Source organism: Kribbella sp. CWNU-51 (genome assembly GCF_054073265.1).
This window is the reverse complement of the sequence record NZ_JBSXMZ010000018.1, coordinates 31629-54185: the sequence shown is the minus strand read 5'-3', so window position 1 is coordinate 54185 and position 22557 is coordinate 31629. Positions and strand designations below refer to the sequence as shown.

21 protein-coding genes are annotated in these 22557 nt (G+C 68.6%); 7 read left to right on the top strand and 14 right to left on the bottom strand.

The features are described from left to right. Position 1: 1 nt before the first annotated feature. Both ACXC9Q_RS21320 and ACXC9Q_RS21315 read right to left on the bottom strand, forming a co-directional pair. A complete protein-coding gene (locus ACXC9Q_RS21320) occupies positions 2-403 on the bottom strand; it encodes a type II toxin-antitoxin system VapC family toxin (RefSeq protein ID WP_457058358.1) in 402 nt (133 codons plus the stop codon). Positions 404-405: 2 nt separating this feature from the next. Further along, positions 406-642, bottom strand: a complete 237-nt coding sequence (locus ACXC9Q_RS21315; protein WP_457058357.1) for a ribbon-helix-helix domain-containing protein — start codon at positions 640-642, stop codon at positions 406-408. An 88-nt stretch (positions 643-730) separates the two neighbouring features. On the opposite strand from ACXC9Q_RS21315, the gene glgB reads away from it, so the two are divergent. Next, the gene (gene glgB, locus ACXC9Q_RS21310; protein ID WP_457058356.1) at positions 731-2983 is read left to right on the top strand and encodes a 1,4-alpha-glucan branching protein GlgB; all 2253 of its coding nucleotides are present in this window, start codon (positions 731-733) and stop codon (positions 2981-2983) included. A 10-nt stretch (positions 2984-2993) separates the two neighbouring features. Then, positions 2994-3872, top strand: coding sequence for an NUDIX hydrolase (locus tag ACXC9Q_RS21305; protein ID WP_457058355.1), 879 nt, complete (start codon positions 2994-2996; stop codon positions 3870-3872). Here the strand turns inward: ACXC9Q_RS21305 and ACXC9Q_RS21300 are convergent. Together ACXC9Q_RS21300 and ACXC9Q_RS21295 are read right to left on the bottom strand one after the other, a co-directional pair. After that, complete coding sequence (locus ACXC9Q_RS21300) at positions 3862-4677, bottom strand: phosphotransferase family protein (RefSeq protein WP_457058354.1); 816 nt, start codon at positions 4675-4677, stop codon at positions 3862-3864. The two genes, ACXC9Q_RS21305 and ACXC9Q_RS21300, sit on opposite strands and share 11 nt — an antisense overlap. Positions 4678-4687: 10 nt before the next feature. After that, a complete protein-coding gene (locus tag ACXC9Q_RS21295; protein ID WP_457058353.1) occupies positions 4688-5086 on the bottom strand; it encodes a DUF4870 domain-containing protein in 399 nt (132 codons plus the stop codon). Between the two features lie 163 nt (positions 5087-5249). Between ACXC9Q_RS21295 and ACXC9Q_RS21290 the strand changes: the two genes are divergently transcribed. Continuing rightward, entirely contained in the window at positions 5250-6212 is a 963-nt protein-coding gene (locus tag ACXC9Q_RS21290) for an RNA polymerase subunit sigma-70 (protein WP_457058352.1), read from the top strand. Here the strand turns inward: ACXC9Q_RS21290 and ACXC9Q_RS21285 are convergent. Then, positions 6172-7644 (bottom strand): MFS transporter, encoded by a 1473-nt coding sequence (locus tag ACXC9Q_RS21285; protein WP_457058351.1) that lies wholly within the window; start codon positions 7642-7644, stop codon positions 6172-6174. The genes ACXC9Q_RS21290 and ACXC9Q_RS21285 overlap by 41 nt on opposite strands. Positions 7645-7667: 23 nt before the next feature. Between ACXC9Q_RS21285 and ACXC9Q_RS21280 the strand changes: the two genes are divergently transcribed. After that, positions 7668-8246 carry a MerR family transcriptional regulator gene (locus ACXC9Q_RS21280; RefSeq protein WP_457058350.1) on the top strand — a complete coding sequence of 193 codons (579 nt, stop codon included), beginning with the start codon at positions 7668-7670 and terminating at the stop codon, positions 8244-8246. A 37-nt stretch (positions 8247-8283) separates the two neighbouring features. Here the strand turns inward: ACXC9Q_RS21280 and ACXC9Q_RS21275 are convergent, their stop codons facing one another. Then, the gene (locus ACXC9Q_RS21275) at positions 8284-9528 is read right to left on the bottom strand and encodes an RNA polymerase sigma factor (RefSeq protein ID WP_457058349.1); all 1245 of its coding nucleotides are present in this window, start codon (positions 9526-9528) and stop codon (positions 8284-8286) included. Between the two features lie 91 nt (positions 9529-9619). Continuing rightward, complete coding sequence (locus tag ACXC9Q_RS21270) at positions 9620-9994, bottom strand: YciI family protein (RefSeq protein WP_457058348.1); 375 nt, start codon at positions 9992-9994, stop codon at positions 9620-9622. A 196-nt stretch (positions 9995-10190) separates the two neighbouring features. On the opposite strand from ACXC9Q_RS21270, the gene ACXC9Q_RS21265 reads away from it, so the two are divergent. After that, positions 10191-11633 carry a flavin-containing monooxygenase gene (locus ACXC9Q_RS21265; protein WP_457058347.1) on the top strand — a complete coding sequence of 481 codons (1443 nt, stop codon included), beginning with the start codon at positions 10191-10193 and terminating at the stop codon, positions 11631-11633. A 5-nt stretch (positions 11634-11638) separates the two neighbouring features. Here ACXC9Q_RS21265 and ACXC9Q_RS21260 read toward each other — a convergent pair whose 3' ends face one another. Next, positions 11639-12778 (bottom strand): citrate/2-methylcitrate synthase, encoded by a 1140-nt coding sequence (locus ACXC9Q_RS21260; protein ID WP_457058346.1) that lies wholly within the window; start codon positions 12776-12778, stop codon positions 11639-11641. A 73-nt stretch (positions 12779-12851) separates the two neighbouring features. Here ACXC9Q_RS21260 and ACXC9Q_RS21255 point away from each other — a divergent pair, with 73 nt between their 5' ends. Continuing rightward, positions 12852-14012, top strand: coding sequence for a citrate/2-methylcitrate synthase (locus ACXC9Q_RS21255; RefSeq protein ID WP_457058345.1), 1161 nt, complete (start codon positions 12852-12854; stop codon positions 14010-14012). On the opposite strand, the gene ACXC9Q_RS21250 is transcribed toward ACXC9Q_RS21255, so the two are convergent. The 3 genes from ACXC9Q_RS21250 to ACXC9Q_RS21240 form a co-directional block, all read right to left on the bottom strand. After that, on the bottom strand, positions 14013-15392 hold the full coding sequence (locus ACXC9Q_RS21250) for a hypothetical protein (RefSeq protein WP_457058344.1): 1380 nt from the start codon (positions 15390-15392) through the stop codon (positions 14013-14015). A gap of 47 nt (positions 15393-15439) precedes the next feature. Then, on the bottom strand, positions 15440-16324 hold the full coding sequence (locus tag ACXC9Q_RS21245; protein WP_457058343.1) for a MurR/RpiR family transcriptional regulator: 885 nt from the start codon (positions 16322-16324) through the stop codon (positions 15440-15442). A 73-nt stretch (positions 16325-16397) separates the two neighbouring features. Then, the gene (locus ACXC9Q_RS21240) at positions 16398-17447 is read right to left on the bottom strand and encodes an SMP-30/gluconolactonase/LRE family protein (protein WP_457058342.1); all 1050 of its coding nucleotides are present in this window, start codon (positions 17445-17447) and stop codon (positions 16398-16400) included. Positions 17448-17547: 100 nt separating this feature from the next. Between ACXC9Q_RS21240 and ACXC9Q_RS21235 the strand changes: the two genes are divergently transcribed. Next, positions 17548-17994: a MarR family winged helix-turn-helix transcriptional regulator gene (locus ACXC9Q_RS21235; RefSeq protein ID WP_457058341.1), complete on the top strand. Its 447-nt coding sequence runs from the start codon at positions 17548-17550 to the stop codon at positions 17992-17994. Positions 17995-17997: 3 nt separating this feature from the next. On the opposite strand, the gene ACXC9Q_RS21230 is transcribed toward ACXC9Q_RS21235, so the two are convergent. From ACXC9Q_RS21230 to ACXC9Q_RS21220, 3 genes are all read right to left on the bottom strand, one after another. Then, positions 17998-18948 carry a co-chaperone YbbN gene (locus ACXC9Q_RS21230; RefSeq protein WP_457058340.1) on the bottom strand — a complete coding sequence of 317 codons (951 nt, stop codon included), beginning with the start codon at positions 18946-18948 and terminating at the stop codon, positions 17998-18000. Between the two features lie 213 nt (positions 18949-19161). Beyond that, on the bottom strand, positions 19162-20955 hold the full coding sequence (locus ACXC9Q_RS21225) for an NAD-binding protein (protein WP_457058339.1): 1794 nt from the start codon (positions 20953-20955) through the stop codon (positions 19162-19164). After that, positions 20876-22549 (bottom strand): acyl-CoA mutase large subunit family protein, encoded by a 1674-nt coding sequence (locus ACXC9Q_RS21220; protein ID WP_457058338.1) that lies wholly within the window; start codon positions 22547-22549, stop codon positions 20876-20878. The genes ACXC9Q_RS21225 and ACXC9Q_RS21220 overlap by 80 nt, the downstream gene beginning before the upstream one ends. Positions 22550-22557: the final 8 nt, after the last annotated feature.

Sequence of the window (22557 nt, the reverse complement as noted above, 5' to 3'; positions counted from 1 at the left end):
GCTAGGGCAGTAGCTCGAAAGCTTCGACGTGGGTCGGCCGCACACTGCTGAAGTGCCGGCGGTCGAGGGTCGCGACCTGCTCGGCCTGCAGCCGCTCGGCGGCCGCGACGACCGACGCATCAGCCGTCCCCAACGGAAGATCACGGTAGACCGACGCCAGCTCCGCGATCCGCAGCCAGTCCCGGGGCACGACGGGCTCGGCCACCAGGTTGCCGTTCGCGAGGTCGCCGAGGAAGCGGATCTCCGGCACCGGACCCAAGCGACTGGCAAGCAAGTAGGTGACTTCAGTGATCACGAGCATCGGAACCAGCAGTGGACCCGGATGGGTTGCCAGCAATTCGAGACATTCCTCATGATGCTTGTCGTCCGCGTCGACGTACGCATAGAGCGGACCCGCATCCACGATCAGTGCGATCGGTCGACCTCCGCCGTGAGGATCTCTTCGATCCGCTCCGAGACGTCCGAGTGCCCGCTGCGCCCGGCCCCGGCCGCGAGCAGCCGACGTCGTCGCCCGCGCCCCGCGGCGAGGTGCGTCTCCACCGCTTCCCGGGTCAGTTCCGAGATGGTGATCCCGCGCCTCGCGGCCTCGTGCCGCAACTGCGCGTCGAGCTCGTCTGGCAGCTTGACCGTAGTCCTCTTCATGGTATGCCAGCATACCAGCGTGTGTACGTCGGGATTCGACGGGTACGGGGTGCGGTGAATGGATCGCGGATCGGGCAGGATGGGGTTCATGGGATCGAGCGAGCAGAACGCCGGACCGACGACGGACGCTTTCGAGCAGCCGGCGACAGCGGTCGAGGAGCCTGTGGTGACAGCGGTTCTGGTGGATCGGACCGTGTTGGAGCAGCTGGTCGGTGGGACGTTCCATGATCCCCATCAGGTGCTCGGTCCCCATCTTGGTGAGCACGGCGTCACGGTACGCGTGCTCCGCCCGTTCGCCCAGACCGTCACCGTGCTGTACGAAGGCCGGCGGCTCGACCTGCGGCACGAGTTCGAGGGTGTCTGGGTCGGCGTTCTCGACATCGACAAGGTGCCGGACTACCGGCTCGAAGTGACCTACACCGACGGTCCCGCGGTGGAGCTGGACGATCCGTACCGCTATCTCCCGTCGCTCGGTGAGGTCGACCTGCACCTGATCGGCGAGGGTCGCCACGAGCAGCTGTGGACCGTACTGGGCGCCCACGTCCGCCGGTACGACGGTCCGGGCGGAGCAGTCACCGGGACGTCGTTCGCCGTCTGGGCGCCGAACGCGCAAGGCATCCGGCTGACCGCGGACTTCAACTTCTGGGACGGCCGCGCGCATCCGATGCGCTCGCTGGGCTCGTCCGGCGTGTGGGAGATCTTCGTGCCCGGCGTCGGCCCGGGGACGCGGTACAAGTTCGACATCTGCGGCCGGGACGGCGTCTGGCGGCAGAAGGCCGACCCGATGGCCAACCTCGCCGAGACTCCCCCGGCGAACGCTTCCGTCGTGCACGAGTCGTCCTACGTTTGGGACGACGCGGCCTGGCTGGAGCGACGCGAGGCCGCGGAGGCCTACGCCGAGCCGATGAGTGTCTACGAGGTGCACCTCGGGTCGTGGCGGAAGGGCAGGTCCTACCGCGAGCTGGCCGACGAGCTCGTTGCCTATGTCAACGACATGGGCTTCACCCACGTCGAGCTGATGCCGGTGATGGAGCATCCGTTCGGCGGCTCGTGGGGCTACCAGGTGACGTCGTACTTCGCGCCGACGTCGCGCTTCGGCGATCCGGACGACTTCCGGCTGCTGGTCGACCGGCTGCACCAGGCCGGCATCGGCGTGATCGTCGACTGGGTGCCGGCCCATTTCCCGAAGGACGCCTGGGCGCTGGCGCGCTTCGACGGGACACCGCTGTACGAGCACCCGGACCCGCGCCGCGGCGAGCAGCCGGACTGGGGCACGCTGGTGTTCGACTTCGGCCGGCCGCAGGTGCGCAACTTCCTGGTCGCGAACGCGCTCTACTGGGCCGAGGAGTTCCACATCGACGGCCTGCGGGTGGACGCGGTCGCGTCGATGCTCTACCTGGACTACTCGCGGCAAGAGGGTCAATGGGTGCCGAACCAGTACGGCGGCCGGGAGAACCTGGAGGCCGTGTCGTTCCTGCAGGAGATGAACGCCACCCTCTACAAGCGGATGCCCGGTGTGATCACCGTGGCCGAGGAGTCGACCTCCTGGCCGGGCGTCACCCGGGCGACGCATCTGGGCGGCCTCGGGTTCGGCTTCAAGTGGAACATGGGCTGGATGAACGACTCGCTGCGCTACCTGGAGCACGAGCCGATCCATCGCCAGTACCACCACCACGAGCTGACGTTCTCGATGATGTACGCCTACTCGGAGAACTTCGTCCTCCCGCTGTCCCACGACGAGGTCGTGCACGGCAAGGGTTCGCTGCTGCGCAAGATGCCCGGCGACCGCTGGCAGCAGCTGGCGAACCTGCGCGCCTACCTGGCGATGATGTGGGCGCACCCGGGCAAGCAGCTGTTGTTCATGGGCTGTGAGTTCGGCCAGGAGTCGGAGTGGTCCGAGAAGGGCGAGCTCGACTGGTGGCTGCTGGACCACAGCGACCACCTCGGCCTGCAGCAGCTGGTCCGCGACCTGAACGGTGTCTACAAGGACACCCCGGCGCTCTGGCGGACCGACCACGCGCCGGAGAAGTTCACCTGGATCGACGCGAACGACGCCAGCAACAACATCTTCTCGTTCATCCGGTACGGCGACGACGGCGAACCGACCGTGGCCTGCGTCGCCAACTTCTCCGCGATCCCGCACCACGGCTACCGCCTCGGTCTTCCGTACGGCGGCCGCTGGGAGGAGGCGGTCAACACGGACGCAGACGTGTACGGCGGATCCGGGGTCGGCAACTACGGTGCCGTCGAGGCAGACGGCCCGGGCTGGCACGGGATGACCACGAGCACCGAGCTGTCGGTGCCACCCCTGGCGACGGTGTACCTGCGCTTCACCGGGTAGCGTTCACGGAGTGACCGCCGTACACCCGCTGACCGATGGTGAGTTGACGCTGCGATTGTCGCGGCAGGATCAGCAGGTGGTGAGCTTCGACGTCGAGCACGGCAAGCCACTTGGCACCGTCGAGGTACGACGGACCACGCCTGGCGTCGGCCTGGTCGTCTGGGAGCTGGACGGCGGGCCCGAGGTCGCGCAGCGGGCCGTTCGGCTGGTGAGCGAGTTCGCCTTCGCTGAGCTCGAGCTGGAGCGGCTGCAGGTCGAGGTGGACCCGGCACTCCACGCGTCTGCGCGGGTCGCGATCCGGTCCGGCTTCCGGCGCGAGGGCGTACTACGTGGCGCGGCGCTGGTCGAGGACGAGCGTCGCGACGTGGCGGTGTACGGCATGCGCAAGGACGACCCGCGCCCGGACACAGTGACGGGCTGGACGGCGTTGATGGACTCCACGCTGCCGAAGAAGCGGGTGATCGCGCATGTGATCGTGCGGGACACGACCGGGCGGGTGCTGCTGTGCCAGGTCAGCTACAAGAACGACTTGGAGCTCCCGGGCGGAGTGGTCGAGCCGGATGAGGACCCGGCCAGCGGGGCCTCCCGTGAGATGCACGAGGAACTCGGGGTCGCCTTGCCGCTGCTCGGCGTACTCGCGATCGACTGGCTCCCCCGCTGGGAAGGCTGGGGCGACGCCGTGGAGATCCTGTACGACGGTGGCGTCCACGACCCGGGTTTGCTGGACACGCTGCAGCCGGACGGCTTCGAGATCCGCGGAATCTCGTGGCACTCGCCGGACGCCCTCGACGGTCTGGTCTCGCCGCTCAACGCCCGCCGGCTTCCGTTGATCCTGGCCGCGCCGTCACAGCTCCACAACCTGAGCAACGGCTCGACCATCACCTCGTGAGCTGGGCAACGCACCAGGCGTAGTGGCCGTCCGTGGCGTCGGCGTCGTAGATGGTCGCGGTGGTGATGGCATAGGCCTTGCGGTAGAGGTCCATGCGATCGCGGTCGTGACCCAACTGCTCGAAGCGGTCCAGGAGCAGGTTGTCGAGACGCCGGGCGTCCGGGCCGTACATGTCGAAGAAGCCGGCCGCCAACGCGGCATCGAAGGTGTTGTCGCCGGCAGTCGTGTAGAAACCCCAGTCCAGCACGGCTGCGGTGTGATCGCCATCCATGAGCAGGTTGGGTGGGCAGATGTCACCGTGGACCACACTCAGTCGGTCGAGCCGGATCTGCGCGAGCCCGGCTGTGAGACGGTCCAGCAGGTCGGCGAAGCCGGGGACGTCCCGCTCCAGGTGCAAGCGGGCGGCTGCGGCACGGCGTCGTACGAGGGCTGCCAGCGACTCGCCCCAGGACCCTTGCCAGAACGGCTGGTTGAGGACGGGCAGCGCCTGGCTCGCGGGACCGGCGACAGTTGTGCCCAAGGCTTCGACGATCGCGACGAAGGCGTCGAGCGCTTGATCCTCGGTGAGGTCCGCGTCGTTCATCGGTGTGCCGGTCAGCTTATCCTCGACGCTGATCGCCTGACCGTTGTCGTCGGCAGTGATCTCGCGGATCCGCGGCGTCCGGAACGGCAGCGGCGGCAACTCGTCGAGGAACGCCTGCAGCGGCCGGACATCGTCCGGCCGGCGGTCGAACCAGATCTTGCGGACCGTCCCGTCGCCGAGGTCGTAGACCGCGCCTTCCATGCCCTGGCCGATGAGCTCCACCGGCCAGACCCTAGCGGACCAGGCGAATCGTGAGCGGGTAGCGGTACTCGTTGCCGCTCGACGCCGCCATGGTCGCGAGCACGATGAAGACGACTGCCGCGACCGCGCCGATGACGATCAGCGGGATGATGATCAGCACGCCCAGGCCGAACGTGATCAGGATCAGAACGACCGCGATCGCGGTGTAGATCAGCAGCGACAACTGGAAGTTGAGCGACTCCAGGGAGTGCCGCCGGACGAAGTCCGACCGATGGCGATACACCAGCCACACGACCAGGGGGCACAGGAACCCCATCGCGAACCAGGCCGCGACGAACACCCCGATGTGAGCCACCATCGCCCACGTCCGCTCCTCCGAGGCCGACAAGGACGACCCGGCGTTCGGCGTACTCATGATCCAGTGAAGCACACCGATTCCTTTTCGTGGGACGACCGGTCTTTACCGTGACAACTCATCGAGAAGGGACCAGAACGATGGCGAGCAAGGAGTCCGAGGCCGATGCGATCCGGCGCATGGCAGGCTGGGTCCGCCCGCTGCCGGGGCTGGTGGACTGATGCTTGAAGGAGCGCTGATGACGGGCGAGGCCGAGTTTGCTCGTCGTACCGAACCGTTCCGGAAGGAACTGCTGGCGCACTGCTATCGCATGCTGGCGGCGGTGGACGAGGCCGAGGACGTCGTCCAGGAGACGTACCTGCGGGCGTGGCGTTCGTACTCGACCTTCGAAGGCCGCTCGTCGATCCGGGTCTGGCTCTATCGCATCGCGACCAACGCGTGTCTGACCGCGCTCGAGCAGCGTGGCCGGCGCGCCCTCCCGTCCGGCCTCGGCGCACCGGCCACGGACCTCACCCCGGGATCCGCGCCGGCCGGCGTGGCGTTCGTGGAGCCGATCGCGGACTCCTTGGTCAGCTCGTCCGCCGACCCCGCGACCATCGTGACCACGCGGGAGAGCCTTCGGCTAGCGCTGATCGCGGCGCTGCAATACCTTCCGGCCAAGCAGCGCGCCGTACTGATCCTTCGTGAGGTACTCGCGTTCCCGGCGGCCGAGGTCGCGACGATGCTCGACACCTCGGTCGCTGCGGTGAAGAGCACGCTACAGCGGGCCCGCGCCCGACTCGACGAGACCGCTCCGTCGCGTGGTGAGATCCTTGAGCCGACCGATCCAGAGGCTCAAGCCCTGCTGGCCGAATACATCACCGGCTTCGAGAACGCAGACACCGCCGCTCTTGAGCGCGCCCTCCGCGCCGACGCCGCGATCGAGATGGTCGGCACCAGCACCTGGTTCAACGGCCGCGTGATGTGCCTCCGCCTCCTCGGCGGGGCCGTCGGCTCACCCGGCGACTGGCGGATGCTCGCCATCACCGCCAACGGCCAACCGGCGGTCGGCGCCTACTTCCGCACCTCCTCCGACTCCTACGAACCTTATGGCGTCGCCGTACTCACCCCGACTCCTACCGGTCTGACGCACATCCACGTCTTCAGCATCCCGAGCCTTGTCACCCGCTTCGGACTTCCGGCGTCGCTGCCGGTGGATTGAACAGCTCGGCAGTCCGCTGGGCCGTCGCGCGCGCCCACCTCGTCGTACTCAGCAGAGCCAACGCGACGAGGCCGATCCCCAAGCCCATGACCAGCCACCAGAGGTGATGCTCAGCTTGAGTAAAGGCTTGTGAGTTCCCGGCAGCGGTCGAGCCGACGATCGTGCCGGCGATCGCCACTCCCAACGTGGTGCCGGTCTGGCGAGCCGCGGACGCCACCGAGCCGGCCAGACCGGCCATGGACAACGGCATACCGGAGACGGCCGTATTGGTGATCGGTGGATTGACCGTGCCGAGGAAGATCCCGAAGAACAGATAGACCGCGAGTACGGCCGGCCATGGTGTCGTCGGCCCGAGCCACAACGAACTGGCTGCTCCGATCGCCAGCGCCGACCCGGCGACCACGAGGGGCAACCGCGGGCCGCGCGTACCGACCAACCGGCCGGTGAACGGCGAGACGATCATGATCACCGCTCCCACCGGCAGCAGACACAGCCCCGCCGCGAGCGCGGACAACCCACGGACGTTCTGCAGATACAGCGTCGTCGCGAACAAGAACGAGCCGAACCCGCACAGCGCGAACAACGCCATCAAGATCGCCGAACTGAACGGCACACTCCGGAACAGCCGCAACTCGAGCATCGGATCGGTTCGGCGTGGCTCATAAACAAGCAAGGCCAGCACCGCGAGTACGGCGACTCCCAGCAGTCCGAGGATGACCGGCGACGTCCAGCCCCGCTTCTCGGACTCGATGATCGCGTACACCACGCATCCCAGCATCAGGATGACCAGCAGTTGCCCGACCGGATCGAACCGCCGCGCTCTCGGCGCCCGCGACTCGGGCACGAAGAACGCCGTCAGGACGATCGCCACGATCACCACCGGCACGTTGATCCAGAAGATCGCCCGCCACCCGACGCCGTCGACCAGGGCTCCACCGAGGATCGGGCCCAACGCCAGCGCCAACCCGGACATCGCCCCGAACACCCCGATCGCCCGCGCCCGCTCGGTCCGGTCCGGGAACGTGGTCGCGACGATCGCCATCGCCACCGGGTTGAGCATCGTGCCGCCGACCGCCTGCACCGCGCGGGCCGCGATCAACCACCCCGCCGTCGGCGCCAAGCTGCACAGCAGCGACCCCAACCCGAACGCGGCCAGCCCGATCTGGAACACCCGCCGCCGCCCGACCCGGTCAGCCGTGGACCCGGCCAGCAACAGCAGGCTCGCGAGTACCAAGGTGTAGGCGTCAACCGTCCATTGCAACTGCGCGACCGACGCCCCCAGATCCGCCCGAATCGCCGGCAACGCCACCGTGACGATGGAAATATCCATCACCACGACGACGATGCTGGCGCAACAAATCGCCAGTACCCCCAGCCGACGCCGCCGACTGAGCTCACCCACTGCCGCCCGCTGAAGCATTGGAACACTCATCCCCCGAAGCTAGAATTTAGAGCGTGCTCGAAGTCAAACCCTCCTCAAAACCCCCCGAGCCCAAGGCAAGCCCGGGCACCAACGAGCCCGGCGAGGCGGCAATCAGCCGCGACTCCCGCGCGCCCGGCGAGACCGCACCAAGCCGCGACACCGGCAAGACCGACAGGAGCCGCGACTCGCTTGCCCCTGGTGGGGCGGGGGTGACCATTGCTGAGGCTGCGGCGCGCACTGGGGTGAGCGTGCACACCCTGCGGTACTACGAGCGTGCCGGCCTGGTCGTCACGACCGTTGACCGGACCGCGAGCGGGCGAAGGCGCTACCACCAGCTGGATCTGGACTGGATCAAGGTGTGCACCCGGCTCCGCGCCACTGGCATGCCGATCAGAACCATCCGCCAGTACGCCGAACTCGTCACCGCCGGCCGGGGTAACGAGAAGGATCGCCTGGAACTCCTCGAGACCCATCGCGCCGAGGTGCTCACCAAACTCGCCGAACTACAGGAGAACCTCGAACTCATCGACCACAAGATCGACGTCTACCGAGGTCGCCTGGAAGCCGGCGACGCCGACCAGCTCTGGGCTCCCGGCCGACCTGGAAAGTGATGCGTGCGTCAGGCCGACCTGGTGGGTGATGGGCGGGTCAGGCGGTGAGGGTGGCGAGGCGGTGGGTCAGGAAGCGGCGTTCGGTCTCGTTGGCGGTCAGGGTGATAGCTGTTTGGTAGGCGTCGGCTGCTTCGTCGGCGCGTCCCAGGCGGACGAGCACGTCAGCTCGGGCTGCCGGGAGGTAGGCGTAGGACGCGAGCGCCGTCTCCTTGCTGAGGGCATCTAATTCGGCCAGGGCCGCCTCGAGGTCGGCGCCAGGGACGAGGCTGTGCGCGGCGGCCCGGTTGAGCGCGACGATGGGGGTCGGCCAGCTGAGCATCATCGCGTCGTACATCCGGACCACCTGAGTCCAGTCCGTCCGCTCCCACGAAGGCGCGGTCACATGCAGCCCGGCGACCGCCGCCTGCAACACGAACCGTCCCTGCCCCTGCTGCAAAGCGGCAGTCGCTCGCGACACTCCTTCCGCCAGCAGTCGCGCGTCCCACCGCGACCTGTCCTGATCCGCCAGCAGCACCAGCTCCCCGTCTTCACTCACCCGCGCATCACCGCGAGCCTCCGTCATCAACAGCAACCCCAGCAACGCCTGCGGCTCCGGCTCATCCGGCATCAACCGCACGAGCATCCGCGACAGCTCCACCGCCCGCCCGGTCAGGTCCGTCCGCCGCAACTCCGGCCCGGCCGCCACATGTCCTGCCGTGTACACCAGGTGCACAACCGTCAGGACGACGTCCAACCGCGTCGGCAACTCGTGATCCGCTGGGATCCGGTACGGGATGCCGGCCGCGGCGATCTTCTTCTTCGCCCGGGTGATCCGCGCGGCCGCCGTCGACTCGCTGATCAACAGCACGGCCGCGACCTCGCGCGTGGTCAGTCCGCAGATCAGCCGCAACGTCAACGCCACCTGCGAGTCCCGCGCCAAGGCAGGGTGGCAGCAGGTGAACACGAGTCGCAGCGGATCCGTCGGCTGCTCCTCGTCCCCCGGCGCGACCGGATCCTCCACCAGCAACGGCAGCTTCCGTCGCAGGTTCGTCTCGCGCCGGAACCCGTCGAGCGCGAGTCGCCGCGCCACTGTCGTCAGCCATCCACCCGGGTTCACCGGGATCCCGTCCGGCCAGGTCCGCAACGCCTGCACGAACGCGTCCTGCGTGCAGTCCTCCGCCTGGTCCAGATCCCGCGTCAGCCGCACCACTGAGGCGAGCACGGTCGACCAGCTCTCCCGGTGCGCCCGATCGACCACCCGGGCGACCTCGACCGCCGACAGCGCGCCCCCGGTTTCATTCACCCCCGGCCAACCCCCTTCGATCCCCACCGGCCCAGGCCCGACGGGTACGCCGACGACGAAGACCGTCGGTGTACCCGGCCGGCGGGCATGGTCAGACAGACGGCCCGGAGTCCATCGAGGTGTCCATCACCGGGCGTACCTCGACGTTGCCGGACGGGCAGATCTTGGCGAGCTCGAGCGCCTGGTCGAGGTCGCGGGCCTCGATCACGTAGTAGCCGCCGAGGGCCTCCTTGGTCTCGATGAACGGCCCGTCGGTGACCAGCGGCTCGGCACCCTCGCGCTGCTTGACCGTGCTGGCCGTGCTCGACCGCTCCAGCGCCTCCCCACCGAGGATCCGCGCCCCGGCCTTCTCGACCGCCTCCGCGAAGGCGCCGTGCAGCTTCATCGCCTGCTGCCACTCCTCCGCCGTGACGACGTTGTCGTACCACTCTTCGCTGTCGTACAGCAGGAACATGTACTGCGCCATCTCTGGCTCCCTTGTCTAGGGTTCTTACTGGACATCTTGCTGACGAACGACGCCAAACGGAATCGACAGCTCCGGCAACGACTTTCTCACTCATCATCCCGGCTCACCTCACGTGACACGGCGGATACGGACAGCACCATCCTCCCGGTCTCGCCTACCGTGGACCAGGAACTCAACCGGCATCCAGGAGGCATTCATGCAGCACTTCGACGTCCTGGTCGTGGGCGCCGGACTGTCCGGGATCGGCGCGGCCTACCGGCTGCAGACGCAGAGCCCCGACCGGACGTACGCGATCTTGGAGGCGCGGGACAGCATCGGCGGCACCTGGGATCTGTTCCGCTATCCCGGGGTCCGGTCGGACTCCGACATGTTCACGCTCGGGTTCCCGTTCCACCCCTGGAAGGCGGCCAAGGCGATCGCGGACGGGCCGTCGATCCTGGAGTACCTGCACGAGACCGCCTCCACCTACGGCATCGACAAGCACATCCGCTTCGGCGAGCGCGTCGTACGGGCGTCGTGGTCGTCGGAGGACGCGCAGTGGTCTGTGGAGACGAGTCAGGGCTCGTACACCTGCTCGTTCCTGTATGTGTGCAGCGGGTACTACGACTACGACTCGGGCTATGTGGTCGACTTCCCGGGGCAGAGTGAGTTCCGAGGGCGCGTGGTGCATCCGCAACAGTGGCCCGCGGACCTGGACTACGCAGGTCAGCGCGTAGTTGTCATCGGCAGCGGTGCGACCGCGGTGACGCTTGTGCCGGCTATGGCTCGTACGGCGGAGCACGTGACGATGCTGCAGCGCACACCGAGCTACGTGGCGTCCAGGCCTGCGCATGACGCGTTCTCGGACCGATTGCGTGCCCTACTGCCCGAGAAGCTCGCACACCGGGTCATCCGCGGTAAGAACGTCGCCTTGAGTACGGCGCTCTACAGCGCGTTCCGGAAATGGCCGGCACACGCCGCCTGGCTCCTCAACAGCACAGTGGCCAAGCAGTTGCCGGAGTCGATCCCCGTGGACCCGCACTTCACTCCCCACTACAAGCCATGGGACCAGCGCCTGTGTCTGGTGCCGGATGCGGATCTGTTCGAGGTACTGCGGGATGGCTCGGCCTCTGTGGTCACCGACGAGATCGAGACCTTCACGCCGACCGGTCTGCGGCTGCGGTCGGGTCAAGAGCTCGAGGCCGACCTGGTGGTCACGGCGACCGGCCTCCGCATGGTTGCCCTCGGCAAGATCGAGGTCACGGTGGATGGCCGGCCGGTGCACCCGCACGACACCTTCGTCTACAAGGGCATGATGCTGAGCGGCGTACCGAACCTGGCCTGGTGCATCGGCTACACCAACAACTCCTGGACGCTGCGCTCCGACCTGACCTCGCAGTACGTGTGCCGCCTGCTCAACCACCTGGCAGCCACCGGCACCAGCATCTGCGTCCCCGAGATCGACCCGGCCGAGTACGACGCTCCCGCGCGTCCCGTGGTCGACCTCTCGTCCGGCTACATCCGGCGGGCCGCGGCCATCCTTCCGCGCCAGGGCTCCACCGGCCCCTGGCGCCTCCGTCAGAACTACCCCCGCGACCTCGTCGTCCTTCGCTTCAGTCCGGTTGCCGACGGCACCATGCGATTCAAACGCGCCGCCTGATCGCCCTACGGCACCGGGACCGGCGGCTGCGGGCCGACGTACATCGCGATCGGGCGGATGATCTTGGGGTCGGTGGACTGCTCGAGGATGTTGGCGGACCAGCCGATGATGCGGCTGACGGCGAACGTCGGGGTGAACATGGCGCGCGGGAGGCCGCACAGCTCCATCACGACGCCGGCGTAGAACTCCACGTTGGCGTAGAGGTTGCGGCCCGGCTTGAGCTCGGCCAGTACGTCGACGATGCGCTGCTCCACCGTGGTCGCGAAGTCCACCAGGTCTCCGCCGAGGCCGCGGGCGATGTCGCGCAGCATCAGTGAGCGTGGGTCCTCGGTCCGGTACACCGCGTGTCCGAAGCCCATGATGCGGTCGCCGGCGGACACCTTTTCGCGGACCCACGAGTCGATCCGGTCCGGGGTGCCGATCTCGTCGAGGCTCGCGAGCGCACGGTCCGGTGCGCCGCCGTGAAGCGGGCCGGAGAAGGCTCCGATCGCCCCGGCAACCGCGGAGACCACATCGGCGCCGGTGGACGCGATCACTCGCGCGGTGAAGGTCGACGCATTGAACCCGTGGTCCACGGTGGCGACCAGGTAGTGCTCGATCGCCGCGGCCTGTACGGCGCTCGGCTCGCTGCCGGTCACCAGGTACAGCCAGTTGGCCGCGGCGGTGAGGTCGGGCCGGGGCTCCAGAGGCTGCTGACCTTCGCGGAGGCGGTAGAGCGCAGCGAGGATGGTCGGCGTCACCGCGCAGACGAGCATCGCGTCGGCCTTCCGGCGTGCCGGGTCGGCGTCCCACAGCGGCGGAAGCTTGCGTACGGCGGCCAGCAGTGACAACGCAGTGCGGAGACCGGCCAACGGGTTGAACGACGATCCCGCGGTCGCGATCGCGGGCAGGACCGCGAGCACCTCGTCGGGCAGGACGCGGAGCGGCGCGAGTTCGGCGACGAACCTGTCGCGCTCGGCGGCGGTCGGGAGGTGGCCCTCGAACATCAGGAACCAGACGTCTTCCAGCGTCTTCGACTTGGCGAGATCGATCGCCGAGTACTCGCGGTAGTGGTAGAACCCTTCGTCACCACGGACGTCGCCGAGGGTCGTCTCGGTGACGACGACATTGCGGAGGCCGGGCGGAACATTGATTGTTGTTGACATATCTTCAGAGTTGACACGCAATCAACTATTGTCAATATTGATCCAGTCAACATGAACGCCCGGAGGAGCGCGGATGCCGCCGCAGAGTGACGAGAATTACCTGACCACGGCCGAGGTCGCGCGCCGGCTGCAGGTGAAACCGGAGACGATTTACGCGTACGTGAGCCGCGGCCTGCTGACCAGCGTCCGCGCCCGGGGGCGACGCGGCAGCCTGTTCGCAGTAGCTGACGTCGAGCGGCTGGCGAGCCGCTCCGTCGAGCACTCCGGAGTCGTCGAGCGGATCGAGTCCGAGCTCACCCTGCTGCAGGACGACGAGCTGTACTACCGCGGTCGTTCGGTCCGCGAGCTCGCGACCGAGTGCACCGTCGAGGCGGTCGCCCACCTGCTGTGGACCGGTGAGCTCAGCGAGCGACCGAAGTTCCCGGTGCAGCGCGAGTCGGTGCAGCTGGCTCGCGACGCGATGGATGTGGTCCCGAGCACGGCACGCTTGACGGACAAGCTGCGCGTGGCGGTCGCCGTACTGGGAGCTGCTGATCCGTTGCGTTTCGACCTGTCCCCCGGCTCGGTGACCGCAGCGGCCGAGAAGCTGCTCGGCACCTTGGTCACCGCGTTGCCCGGCCCGACGGCATCCGCCCGGGACACGGTCGGCGCGAGGCTCTGGCCGAAGCTGTCAACGCAACTGCCGCGGCCGGAGGTGCTCGACGCGGCGCTCATCCTGCTGGCCGATCACGGACTGGCCGTCTCGACGGTCGCGGCGCGAGTGGCCGCCAGTGCCCGGGCGAACCTGTACGCCGTCGTGTCGGCGGGGCTCGGGGCACTGGACGGGCAGTACCACGGAGCCGCGCCGACTCTGGCCTACGAGTTCCTGCAGCGGGCGCAGCGGGATCCGCTCGGTGCGTTGTCGGATCAGTTGCGATCAGGGGAGCCGGTCCCCGGCTTCGGACACAAGATCTACCAGGAGCGCGACCCGCGGGCCGAAGTGTTGCTGGGGCTGCTCGACGACCATCCGATCGTCGAGACGATCGCCAAGGTCACTGCCCGGACACCGGGCTTCCCCAACAGCGATCTGGCGATCGCGGCGATGATGCATGCCTACGACTTCCGGCCCGACGCCGGGGACGCGCTGTTCGCCCTGGCCCGCATCATCGGCTGGACCGCGCACGCCTTGGAGGAGTACGCGGCCCCAGCCCTCCGCTTCCGTGCCATGGGTGTCTACACCGGCCCGACCGGCTGACTACTTGGCGCCGAGCTTCACGAGGGCGGCCGCACCAGGTGCCAGGTCGAACGGGATGGGAGCAACCGGACGAGCCGCGTAGGTCTGGCCAGCAGGCTGGAAGAGACCGACGGAGGCAACCGTCTGCTGGTTCGGCGTGACGACGGCTCGGGCGCGGGCGCTGTGCGAGCGATTGGCGACCAGTAGCCAGCGGTCGGCGGAGGTGGTGTCGCGCGAATGGAAGGTGCCGATGACCACCGCGCTTCCCGAGACGCCGGTGACCAGATTGGTGGGAGTGAAGCCGACAGCGCCGTTGGGCAGCGGAGTTTCGTTGGCGTGGGCAACGGACTCGGAGACGAGTGGCTTGAGCTCACGGCCGACTTGGTGAAGCCAAGTGGTGTTGATCTTCTGCGCCGCGGCGTACCGGGATGTACGGCGGCCGTCGACGGTGATCAGCGCCGGGCCGAATCCTTCGCCGCGAGCAGCCTCGGGAGTCCAGTAGGTGAAGTACTGGATGCCCTTCGCGCCGTACGCCAGGCTGATGTTGATCTGCCAGAGCAGCTCGGCCGCGGTCGGCTCGCGGTGGTTGTTGTAGGCAAGCGTCTGGATGAAGACCCAGGACGGGATGTCGCCGTACAGCGCGGCGTCCCGGATGATCGCCCAGTTGTGGAAGTAATTCGCGTCCTCACGGCCCTCGGACAGCAGCGGGTACCGGTCGAACGAGATCAGTGACGGCTTCACCGCGTCGACGAAGGTGCGGTAGTACGCCGGGTCGTCGGACGGAAGCAGGTTGATGTACGGCAGCAGCCCTGGCGCCAGTTCGCGCGAGATCGCCACGGCCTTCGCCAGCGTGCCGAACCAGCCCGCGCCGGGTTCGTCGTACAGATTGAAGCCCGCCAGCGACGAGTAGGGGCCGTAGGCGTCGCGGGCGCGGATGTAGAGGGCGCTCGCCTCGGCCGGCGTGACGCTGAGGAAGTCGGCGGTGTTGTCCGAGATCGAGAGCCAGCGCGACATGTTGCGGATCTGGATGTCGTCGGAGATCAGCATCTGCAGGCCGGCGGTGCGGGCGAGATCGAGCTGGTACTGGAAGATGTTGCCGTCGCCGGCGTAGTTGCCCGAGATGATGAAGTCGAAGCCGGCGGACTTGATCTCGGCGTACCGCTCCGCCGTACTCGCGTACGGATGCGGCGGCCAGAACAACCCGATCGGGAACTCAACACCACCAGTCAGGGGAAGCTCGTCCGGCGAGGGGATGGCAGCGGGCGAGGGGGCTGACGCGGCCGCTGGGAGGGTGCCGGCGGCTGGGAGGGTGCCGGCGGCCGCGGTGGTGAGGGCGGTGGCGCCGGCGCCGAGGAGGAGGGAGCGGCGGGTGGGGCCGAGGGAGCGGTGCGGGCTCTGCATGGTTCTCCTTCGAAGGGCGGGTCGAGTGGAGCGGGCAGGCGGGAGGTTCAGGACCGTCGGCGGTGGTCCGCGACGGCGTCGGCGGTGGCGTCGAAGGCTTGCTCCGCCAAGGGGTAGTCGCGCTGAGCGACCCCGAGGTACAGCGCGTCGAGGACGATCATCTGCGCATGCCGGCCGGACAGACCGCCGGTCCGGAACGTGACGTCGCGCGCGGCGGTGACCAGGACGACGTCCGCCATCCGCGCGAGCGGCGAGCGCGGATAGTTGGTGATGGCAACAGTCGTCGCGCCCTGCCGGCCAGCCCGGCCGAGTGGCTCGAGGACCTCGATCGTCTCGCCGCTGTGCGAGATGCCGATCGCGACATCGCCGATGCCCAGCAGCGCCGAGCTGGCGAGCGCGGTGTGGACGTCGTTCCACGTACTGGTGGCCCGGCCGATCCGGTGCAGCCGGAGGCGGAGATCCTCGGCGACGGACGCCGACCCGGCGACGGCGTACAGATCGATCCGGCGGGCGTCGGAGATCGCCCGGACCGCCCGCCCGAGCGCGTCGACGTCGAGCGACGCGACGGTGTCCTCGAGAGCGCGCGTGTCGGCGCGCAGCAACGTCCGGAGGACGTCCTCGAGCGAGTCGTCCGGCCCGACCTCGGACCCGGTCCCCCGCTCCCAGCTGTGGCTGCTCCGCCCGCTCTCGGCCGCGAGCGCGAGCCGGAGCTCGGCGTACCCGGACAGGCCGAGAGCGAGGCAGAACCGGGTGACGCTCGGCAGCGACGTACCGCACCGGGCCGCGAGCTGCCCGATCGTCGACGAGGCCACCGCCGCCGGATCACGCAGGACCTCGGTCGCGATCCGGGCCTGTGCCGGGCTGAGCGCGGGCAGGAGACCACGGATCCGCGCTTCCAGACTCGGCGGCGGCGACTCGGCGAGGGCGGTCATGTGAATTATTCTCAGAGCGACTCACACTCGATTACAAGAGTTCACGCTGTCCGATTCCGGCCAGCGCCAAGGATCAAGGGAGCCGGCGGATGGTGAACTCGTCGGACCGACCACCGCCGATCAGGACGTCGATGCGGCCGCTCAGCACATAGCTGCCGTGGGGCGTGACCGCGGCCGTGGTCGGACCTGGGACCGGCCACGCCTCGGTCGACCGCACCTGAGCACTGCGGAAGTTGTCATGACTCGTCAGGACGGTTACGGCCTCGACACCGGGAGCGCCGAGCTTGTTGGTGATGGCAACCAATCGATGGTCCCGGGTGAGTGCCAGCCCGTCGCCGCCGACCAGACGCTTGCCAACAGCAACCTCAGACATCCGGCCACCCGAAGAGATCCGGAACAGTTGGCCGGTGTCGTAGCGGACCGTCACCAGATAGCCGGCCGAGTCCCAGACAATGCCGTTGGCGCCGATCGTGTCGCTACGGAGCCGATCGTCGCGGACCAGGACCGAGGCCCGCCCCAGCGGCGTGATCTTGTAGATCGCGTCGCCGGCCGGATCCGTGACGTACGCGTTGCCGACGGCATCGATGGCGAGGTCGTTCACACCGTGCCGGCCGCCGGCCGGGTTGAGCCGGGTCGTGTTGAGATCGACGCGGCGCTCCAGCCGGCCGGTGCGCAGGTTGTAGATCCCGACACCGGACTGCTTGTACGCCGTCGCGTCCGACGAGCGCTCGCCGTTGCCGATGTCGCCGTACGTGACAAGGAAGCGGTTGCGTACGGCGTCGACGTGCAGGCCGAAGGTGGAGACGCCGGGCGCCTGGGCCAGCACGCGCGTCGAGCCGTCCGGCTGGACGACAGAGACGCGGCCGGTGGCGATCGAGCCGATCAGGAAGGCCCGCCGGGTCGGGTCCCAGGCAATCCCCTCCGGGTAGCGGTCGGCGGTCCGGCCGTCGATCTCCACCGGCCAAGCGGACGCCGGGTGAGCAGCCGCCGGATGAGCAGACGCAAGGTGAGTAGACGCAAGGTGAGTAGACGCAAGGTGAGCGGAGCCGGCCGGAGCGGCCGCGGCCGCGGAAGCAGGTACGGCGGTCAGCGTGAGCAGGACCGCCAGCAGACGAAACCTCATGAAGAACCTCTCTCGTGAGCGGATACGAACACAGAGATTAATCAGAGCTCTGATGCTAGTCAATGCATATATAGCCAGCGCGATTCGTACCATGGTCCGCATGCGGATGTCCTTCGACAAGCGGCTCGGCAGTCACCTCAAGCGGGTCGAGCAAGAGCTGCAATCGGCCAAAGCGGCCGCCGTGAAGCCGGCCGGCCTCACAGTGCCGCAGTACGCCGCTCTCTTCGTGCTGGACGAGCAACCCGGCATCTCGGCCGCGGAGCTGGCCCGCAGATGCGCGGTCACGCCGCAGACCATGACGACGATCCTGCGCAACCTGGAGTCGGCAGGACTGATCGAGCGGACCCCACATCCGCTGCACAGACACGTGATCGAGACCCGCCCGACCCCGACGGGCCGCAAGGCCCTGGATCAGGCCGACGAACGCGCGGCAGGCGTCGAGCGCCGGCTGGCCGCGGCCTTCAGCGAGGAGGAGCTCGACACCCTCCGAGCCCTCCTCGCCCGCGTCTCCACGGCGCTCACCACCGATCCGATCCTGAAGAGCTGAGCCTCAGAACAGCGCGGCCATCAACCGCCGGCGCGCCTTGATCACCCGGTCGTCGTCGGCGCCGACCACGTCGAAGAGCTCGAGCAGGTGCAGCCGGACGGTGTTCCGCTCGTCGCCCGCGGTCACCTGGATCGTGCTGATCAGCCGGTTGAACGCGTCGTCGATGTGCCCGCCCATCAGGTCGACGTCAGCGACCAGCATCTGCGCTTCGACGTCCGACGGGTTGTCGGCCGCGCGGGTCCGCACCTCGGCCGGCACGTCCTGCGTCCGCTTGACCAGCTGGACCCGCGCCAGCCCAGCCTTCGCCTCCGCGTCGCCCGGCGTCTCCTTGAGCAATTCTTCGTACGCCGCGATCGCGCCTTCCAGGTCACCCGCGCCGACCGCGTTCTCGGCCTTCTCGTACCGCGGGTTCGGCGGCGGCTCCTCCTCGTCGTCGGACACGGCGTCCGCGGGCCCGACCGGATCGGCCCGGCCGGTGATGCCGTTCGCGACTGCCACGGTGAGCAGCTGATCGAAGTACTGCCGCGCCTCCGGCTCCCCCACCGCGCCCTGGAACAGCGGGACCACCTGACCGCGCAGTACGGCGATCACCAACGGCACCGTCTGGACGCCGACCGCCTGGGCCAGCTGCGGGTTCGCGTCGATGTCGATCCGGGCCAGCAGGAACTTGCCGGCGTACTCGGTGGACAGCCGGGCCAGCACCGGGCCGAGGGCCATCGAAGCCTCCGAGCGCGGCGACCAGAACTCGACCACGACCGGCACCTGCAGCGAGCGCTCGATCACATCGGCCTGGAAGGTCGGCTCGCTCACGTTCAGCACGTACGACCCCGCGACACCACCGCCGCCGGCCGGCGCACCGGGACCGGCCGGACCGGCTGGGCCGCCCGGTCCGGCGGGCTTGCGCAGGGACGACAGATCGATCGCCCCGGGACGGGAGAAGTTCGACTGACTCACGACTGCCCTCGCATTCCGTTCACGTTCACAAGGTCCATCCTCTACGAGAGTGCTCGCCACCGGAAATCCGTGCGACAGCTCCGGTGTCCAGGTGGGTGCATCGCAAGGCGGAGGGCGGGGCTCGATGCGGGGTTCATCGTGCCCTGCCCTCCAACGCAGCGAGGTGCCCGCATGGGCGCCGGAGATGGCGTGCGGAGGTCCGGTGGTGAGGACTTAGGTGGAACCGTGCTGCGGCCGGGTCGCCAGGAGGAGCCGAGCGAGGCCGCTTCGGGTGCCTGCGACGGCGATCCGGTCCCCCGGCCGGACGACTTTGCCGGGCGCCGGGTCCCAGTTCCAGCCTGCGCCATTGTCCTGCCGGGCGAGCACTCGCAGCCCGCCGGCCTCGTCCAGCTCGCCCAACCGTAGACCGGCGGCGACCGAGCCAGGCTCGACCGTGACCTCGGTGAGCAGCAGAACACGCCGACCGGCCGGGACCGTCACCTGACTGCGCCGGTTCGCCACGGCGGCCGCGATCGCCGGCGCGACCAGCATCGACACCGACCGGCTGTGCCCGAGCCCGAGCTGCCGCTCGACCCGCTGCGCCAGGTCGTGGTCGAACATCCGCATCGTGATCCGCGCGTCCGGGTTCAGATCGCGCACCACCATCGCCGACTCCAGGTTGGTGATGTCGCCGTTGGTGATCGCGAGGACCGACTGGCACCGCTGTACGCCGGCCGACCGCAACGTCTCCTCGTTGCTGCTGTCACCGATCACCACCGGGATCCGCAGCCGGTGCGCGGTCTGTACGCCGGGCGCGTCGTCGTCCTGCTCGACCCCGACGACCGCGACCCCGCGCTCGGCGAGGATCTCCAGCACCCGGGCGCCGACCGTACCGAGGCCGCAGACGACCACATGATTACGCGGCCGCCCCCGGACCCCGCCGATCACGCGCGACAACCGCGCACCGATCAGTGAGTCGACGATCACCGCGGTCAGCAGCGCCATCAGCAGGATGCCGGTCAGCTGCACCAAGACGGCCGCCACCTTTGCCCAGGGAGCCGCATCGGAGAACGTGTTGTCCTCGATGCCGGCCGACGTCACCGCGCCGGCCGCCAGGTAGAGGGCCCGCAGCCACTCGACCCTCGCGATGAAATGCGTGAGCACCGTGCCACCGAGGACGAGGACGGCCATCACCGCGGCGATCCGCCGGACCCGCCGGTCGAAGATGTCGCGGACTCCCATCAGCCAGCCCGCCCGCCGGACGTCCTTGGTCCGCCACACGGACCGTACGCCGGTGCCGAGCACGATGTCGCCCTCCGGGTCGGAGGTGGACAGCGGCAGCAGCTCCGGCGTCGCCGACGAGGTGGTGTCGGCCAGCACAGTCAGATGCGGTGCCCGGATCAGGTCGGCCTGACCGGCGACCAGCCGCCTGCCGCCGATCTCGAGCCAGGTGAGCTCGTCGTCCTCCAGCGCGTCCGAGACGAACGCCGGCGCGGCCAGCGACGGCCCCGAGATCACCACGCAGTCGCCCAGCAGACTGTGCAACTGCTTGCCCAGCCGCGGGTTGATCATCTGGACGATGATGCGCAGCTCGGGATCCATCTCGCGCGCGGTCAGTGCGGTGTGCACGTTGTGGACGTCGTCGGTGTCCAGCAGCACGAGGGCTCGTGCGGTCGACGAGCTCCCGTCGTTCGCGTCGATCCCGGCCCGGCGCAGCAGTCCCTCGCTCACGACCCGGACGCCCATCACCTGCGCACCCAGCTCGCTGATCCGGTCGTAGTGCCGCGAGGCCGGGTTGACGATCGCGGTCACCCGCTCGCCCGAACTCACCAGCTCCGTGACGACCCGCAGCATGGTGCGGTCCGAACCACACACGACCACGCTGCGCCCGTCGAGTGGACCGATCGCGGCCCGGGCGACCGCCTCGACGGTTGGGGCCAGCAGTTCCTCAGAATCGGGCGGGCTCTCGGTACTCCCCCCACTCGTCCCGAAGAACGTGACAGATTTCCCCCATCGTGGCCTCCGCACGCGCTGCCTCCAGCATGGGCTCGATCAGGTTGCCAGTACCCCTGGCCGCCTCCACCAGAGCCGTTAGCGTACGGCGTACCCGGTCCTCGTCGCGGCGGGTCTTGCGCGCCGCGAGCACCCGGCACTGTTCGACCTCGACCTCGTGGGAGACCCGGAGGATCTCCAGCTCGCCGGAAACCGTGTCGGTCAGCGTGTTCACGCCGACGATCTTCTTCTCGCCCTTCTCCAGCTTCTGCTGGTACTCGAACGCGGCGTCGGCGATCTCGGCCATGAACCAGCCGTCCTCGATGCCGCGCAGGATGCCGCCGGTCATCGTCTCGTCCGGGCTCATCTCCTTGATCCGGGCGAAGATCTCCTCGGCCTCCGCCTCGATCCTGTCGGTGAGCTCCTCGACGTACCAGGAGCCGCCGAGCGGGTCGGCGACGTTGGTGACACCGACTTCCTCCATCAGCACCGACTGCGTGCGCAGGGCGATCTCGGCCGACTCCTCACTCGGCAGCGCGAGCGTCTCGTCGAGCGCGTTGGTGTGCAGCGAGTTGGTCCCGCCGAGGATCGCGGCCAGCGCTTCGACAGCCGTGCGTACGACGTTGTTGTACGGCTGCTGCGCCGTCAACGACACCCCGGCCGTCTGCGTGTGGAACCGCAGCCACTGCGCCTTGTCCGTCTTCGCGCCGTACACATCGCGCAGCCAGCGGGCCCAGATCCGGCGGGCCGCGCGGAACTTGGCGATCTCCTCGAAGAAGTCCAGGTGGCTGTCGAAGAAGAACGACAGGCCGGGCCCGAACACGTCGACGTCGAGACCGCGGGACAGCCCGAGCTCGACGTACCCGAAGCCGTCGGCGAGCGTGTAGGCCAGCTCCTGTCCGGCCGTCGAGCCGGCCTCGCGAATGTGGTAGCCGGAGACGCTGAGCGGCTTGTAGTCCGGGATCGTCGACGCGCAGTACTCCATCAGGTCGCCGATCAGGCGCAGGTGGGGCTCCGGCGGGAACAGCCACTCCTTCTGCGCGATGTACTCCTTGAAGATGTCGGTCTGCAGCGTCCCGTTGAGCTTGCTGATGTCGGCGCCCTGCCGCTCGGCCGCGACCAGATACATCACGAACGCCGGTACGGCGGGACCGGAGATCGTCATCGACGTCGTGACGTCCTGCAGGGGGATGTCCTTGAACAGCCGGTCCATGTCGGCGGCCGAGTCGATCGCGACGCCGCAGTGGCCGACCTCGCCGAGCGACTTCGGCTCGTCGGAGTCGCGGCCCATCAGCGTCGGCATGTCGAACGCGACGGACAGGCCGCCGCCACCGCCGTTCAGGATCATCTTGTACCGCTCGTTGGTCTGCTCGGCGTTGCCGAAGCCGGCGAACTGGCGGATCGTCCAGGCCCGGCCGCGATACCCGGTCGGGTACAGCCCGCGGGTGAACGGGAACTCCCCGGGCCACCCGATCCGCTCCATCCGCGGATCGGCGACACCGTCGGGGGGCCCGTAGACCGGCTCGACCTCGGTGCCGGACAGCGTGGTGAAGTCCGCCTCCCGCTTGCGTGCCGCGTCGTACCGCTGCTGCCACCGGCTCCGGCCGGCGGCAATCTGCTCGGCATCCATCAGTCAGA

Excerpts from the sequence above, each read along its gene's own strand:
- glgB (WP_457058356.1), top strand. The coding sequence starts at position 731 with ATGGGATCGAGCGAGCAGAACGCCGGACCGACGACGGACGCTTTCGAG.
- ACXC9Q_RS21250 (WP_457058344.1), bottom strand. The coding sequence starts at position 15,392 with ATGCAGAGCCCGCACCGCTCCCTCGGCCCCACCCGCCGCTCCCTCCTC.
- ACXC9Q_RS21265 (WP_457058347.1), top strand. The coding sequence starts at position 10,191 with ATGCAGCACTTCGACGTCCTGGTCGTGGGCGCCGGACTGTCCGGGATC.
- ACXC9Q_RS21220 (WP_457058338.1), bottom strand. The coding sequence starts at position 22,549 with ATGGATGCCGAGCAGATTGCCGCCGGCCGGAGCCGGTGGCAGCAGCGG.
- ACXC9Q_RS21285 (WP_457058351.1), bottom strand. The coding sequence starts at position 7,644 with ATGAGTGTTCCAATGCTTCAGCGGGCGGCAGTGGGTGAGCTCAGTCGG.
- ACXC9Q_RS21255 (WP_457058345.1), top strand. The coding sequence starts at position 12,852 with ATGCCGCCGCAGAGTGACGAGAATTACCTGACCACGGCCGAGGTCGCG.
- ACXC9Q_RS21290 (WP_457058352.1), top strand. The coding sequence starts at position 5,250 with ATGACGGGCGAGGCCGAGTTTGCTCGTCGTACCGAACCGTTCCGGAAG.
- ACXC9Q_RS21245 (WP_457058343.1), bottom strand. The coding sequence starts at position 16,324 with ATGACCGCCCTCGCCGAGTCGCCGCCGCCGAGTCTGGAAGCGCGGATC.
- ACXC9Q_RS21270 (WP_457058348.1), bottom strand. The coding sequence starts at position 9,994 with ATGGCGCAGTACATGTTCCTGCTGTACGACAGCGAAGAGTGGTACGAC.
- ACXC9Q_RS21240 (WP_457058342.1), bottom strand. The coding sequence starts at position 17,447 with ATGAGGTTTCGTCTGCTGGCGGTCCTGCTCACGCTGACCGCCGTACCT.
- ACXC9Q_RS21260 (WP_457058346.1), bottom strand. The coding sequence starts at position 12,778 with ATGTCAACAACAATCAATGTTCCGCCCGGCCTCCGCAATGTCGTCGTC.
- ACXC9Q_RS21235 (WP_457058341.1), top strand. The coding sequence starts at position 17,548 with ATGCGGATGTCCTTCGACAAGCGGCTCGGCAGTCACCTCAAGCGGGTC.
- ACXC9Q_RS21315 (WP_457058357.1), bottom strand. The coding sequence starts at position 642 with ATGAAGAGGACTACGGTCAAGCTGCCAGACGAGCTCGACGCGCAGTTG.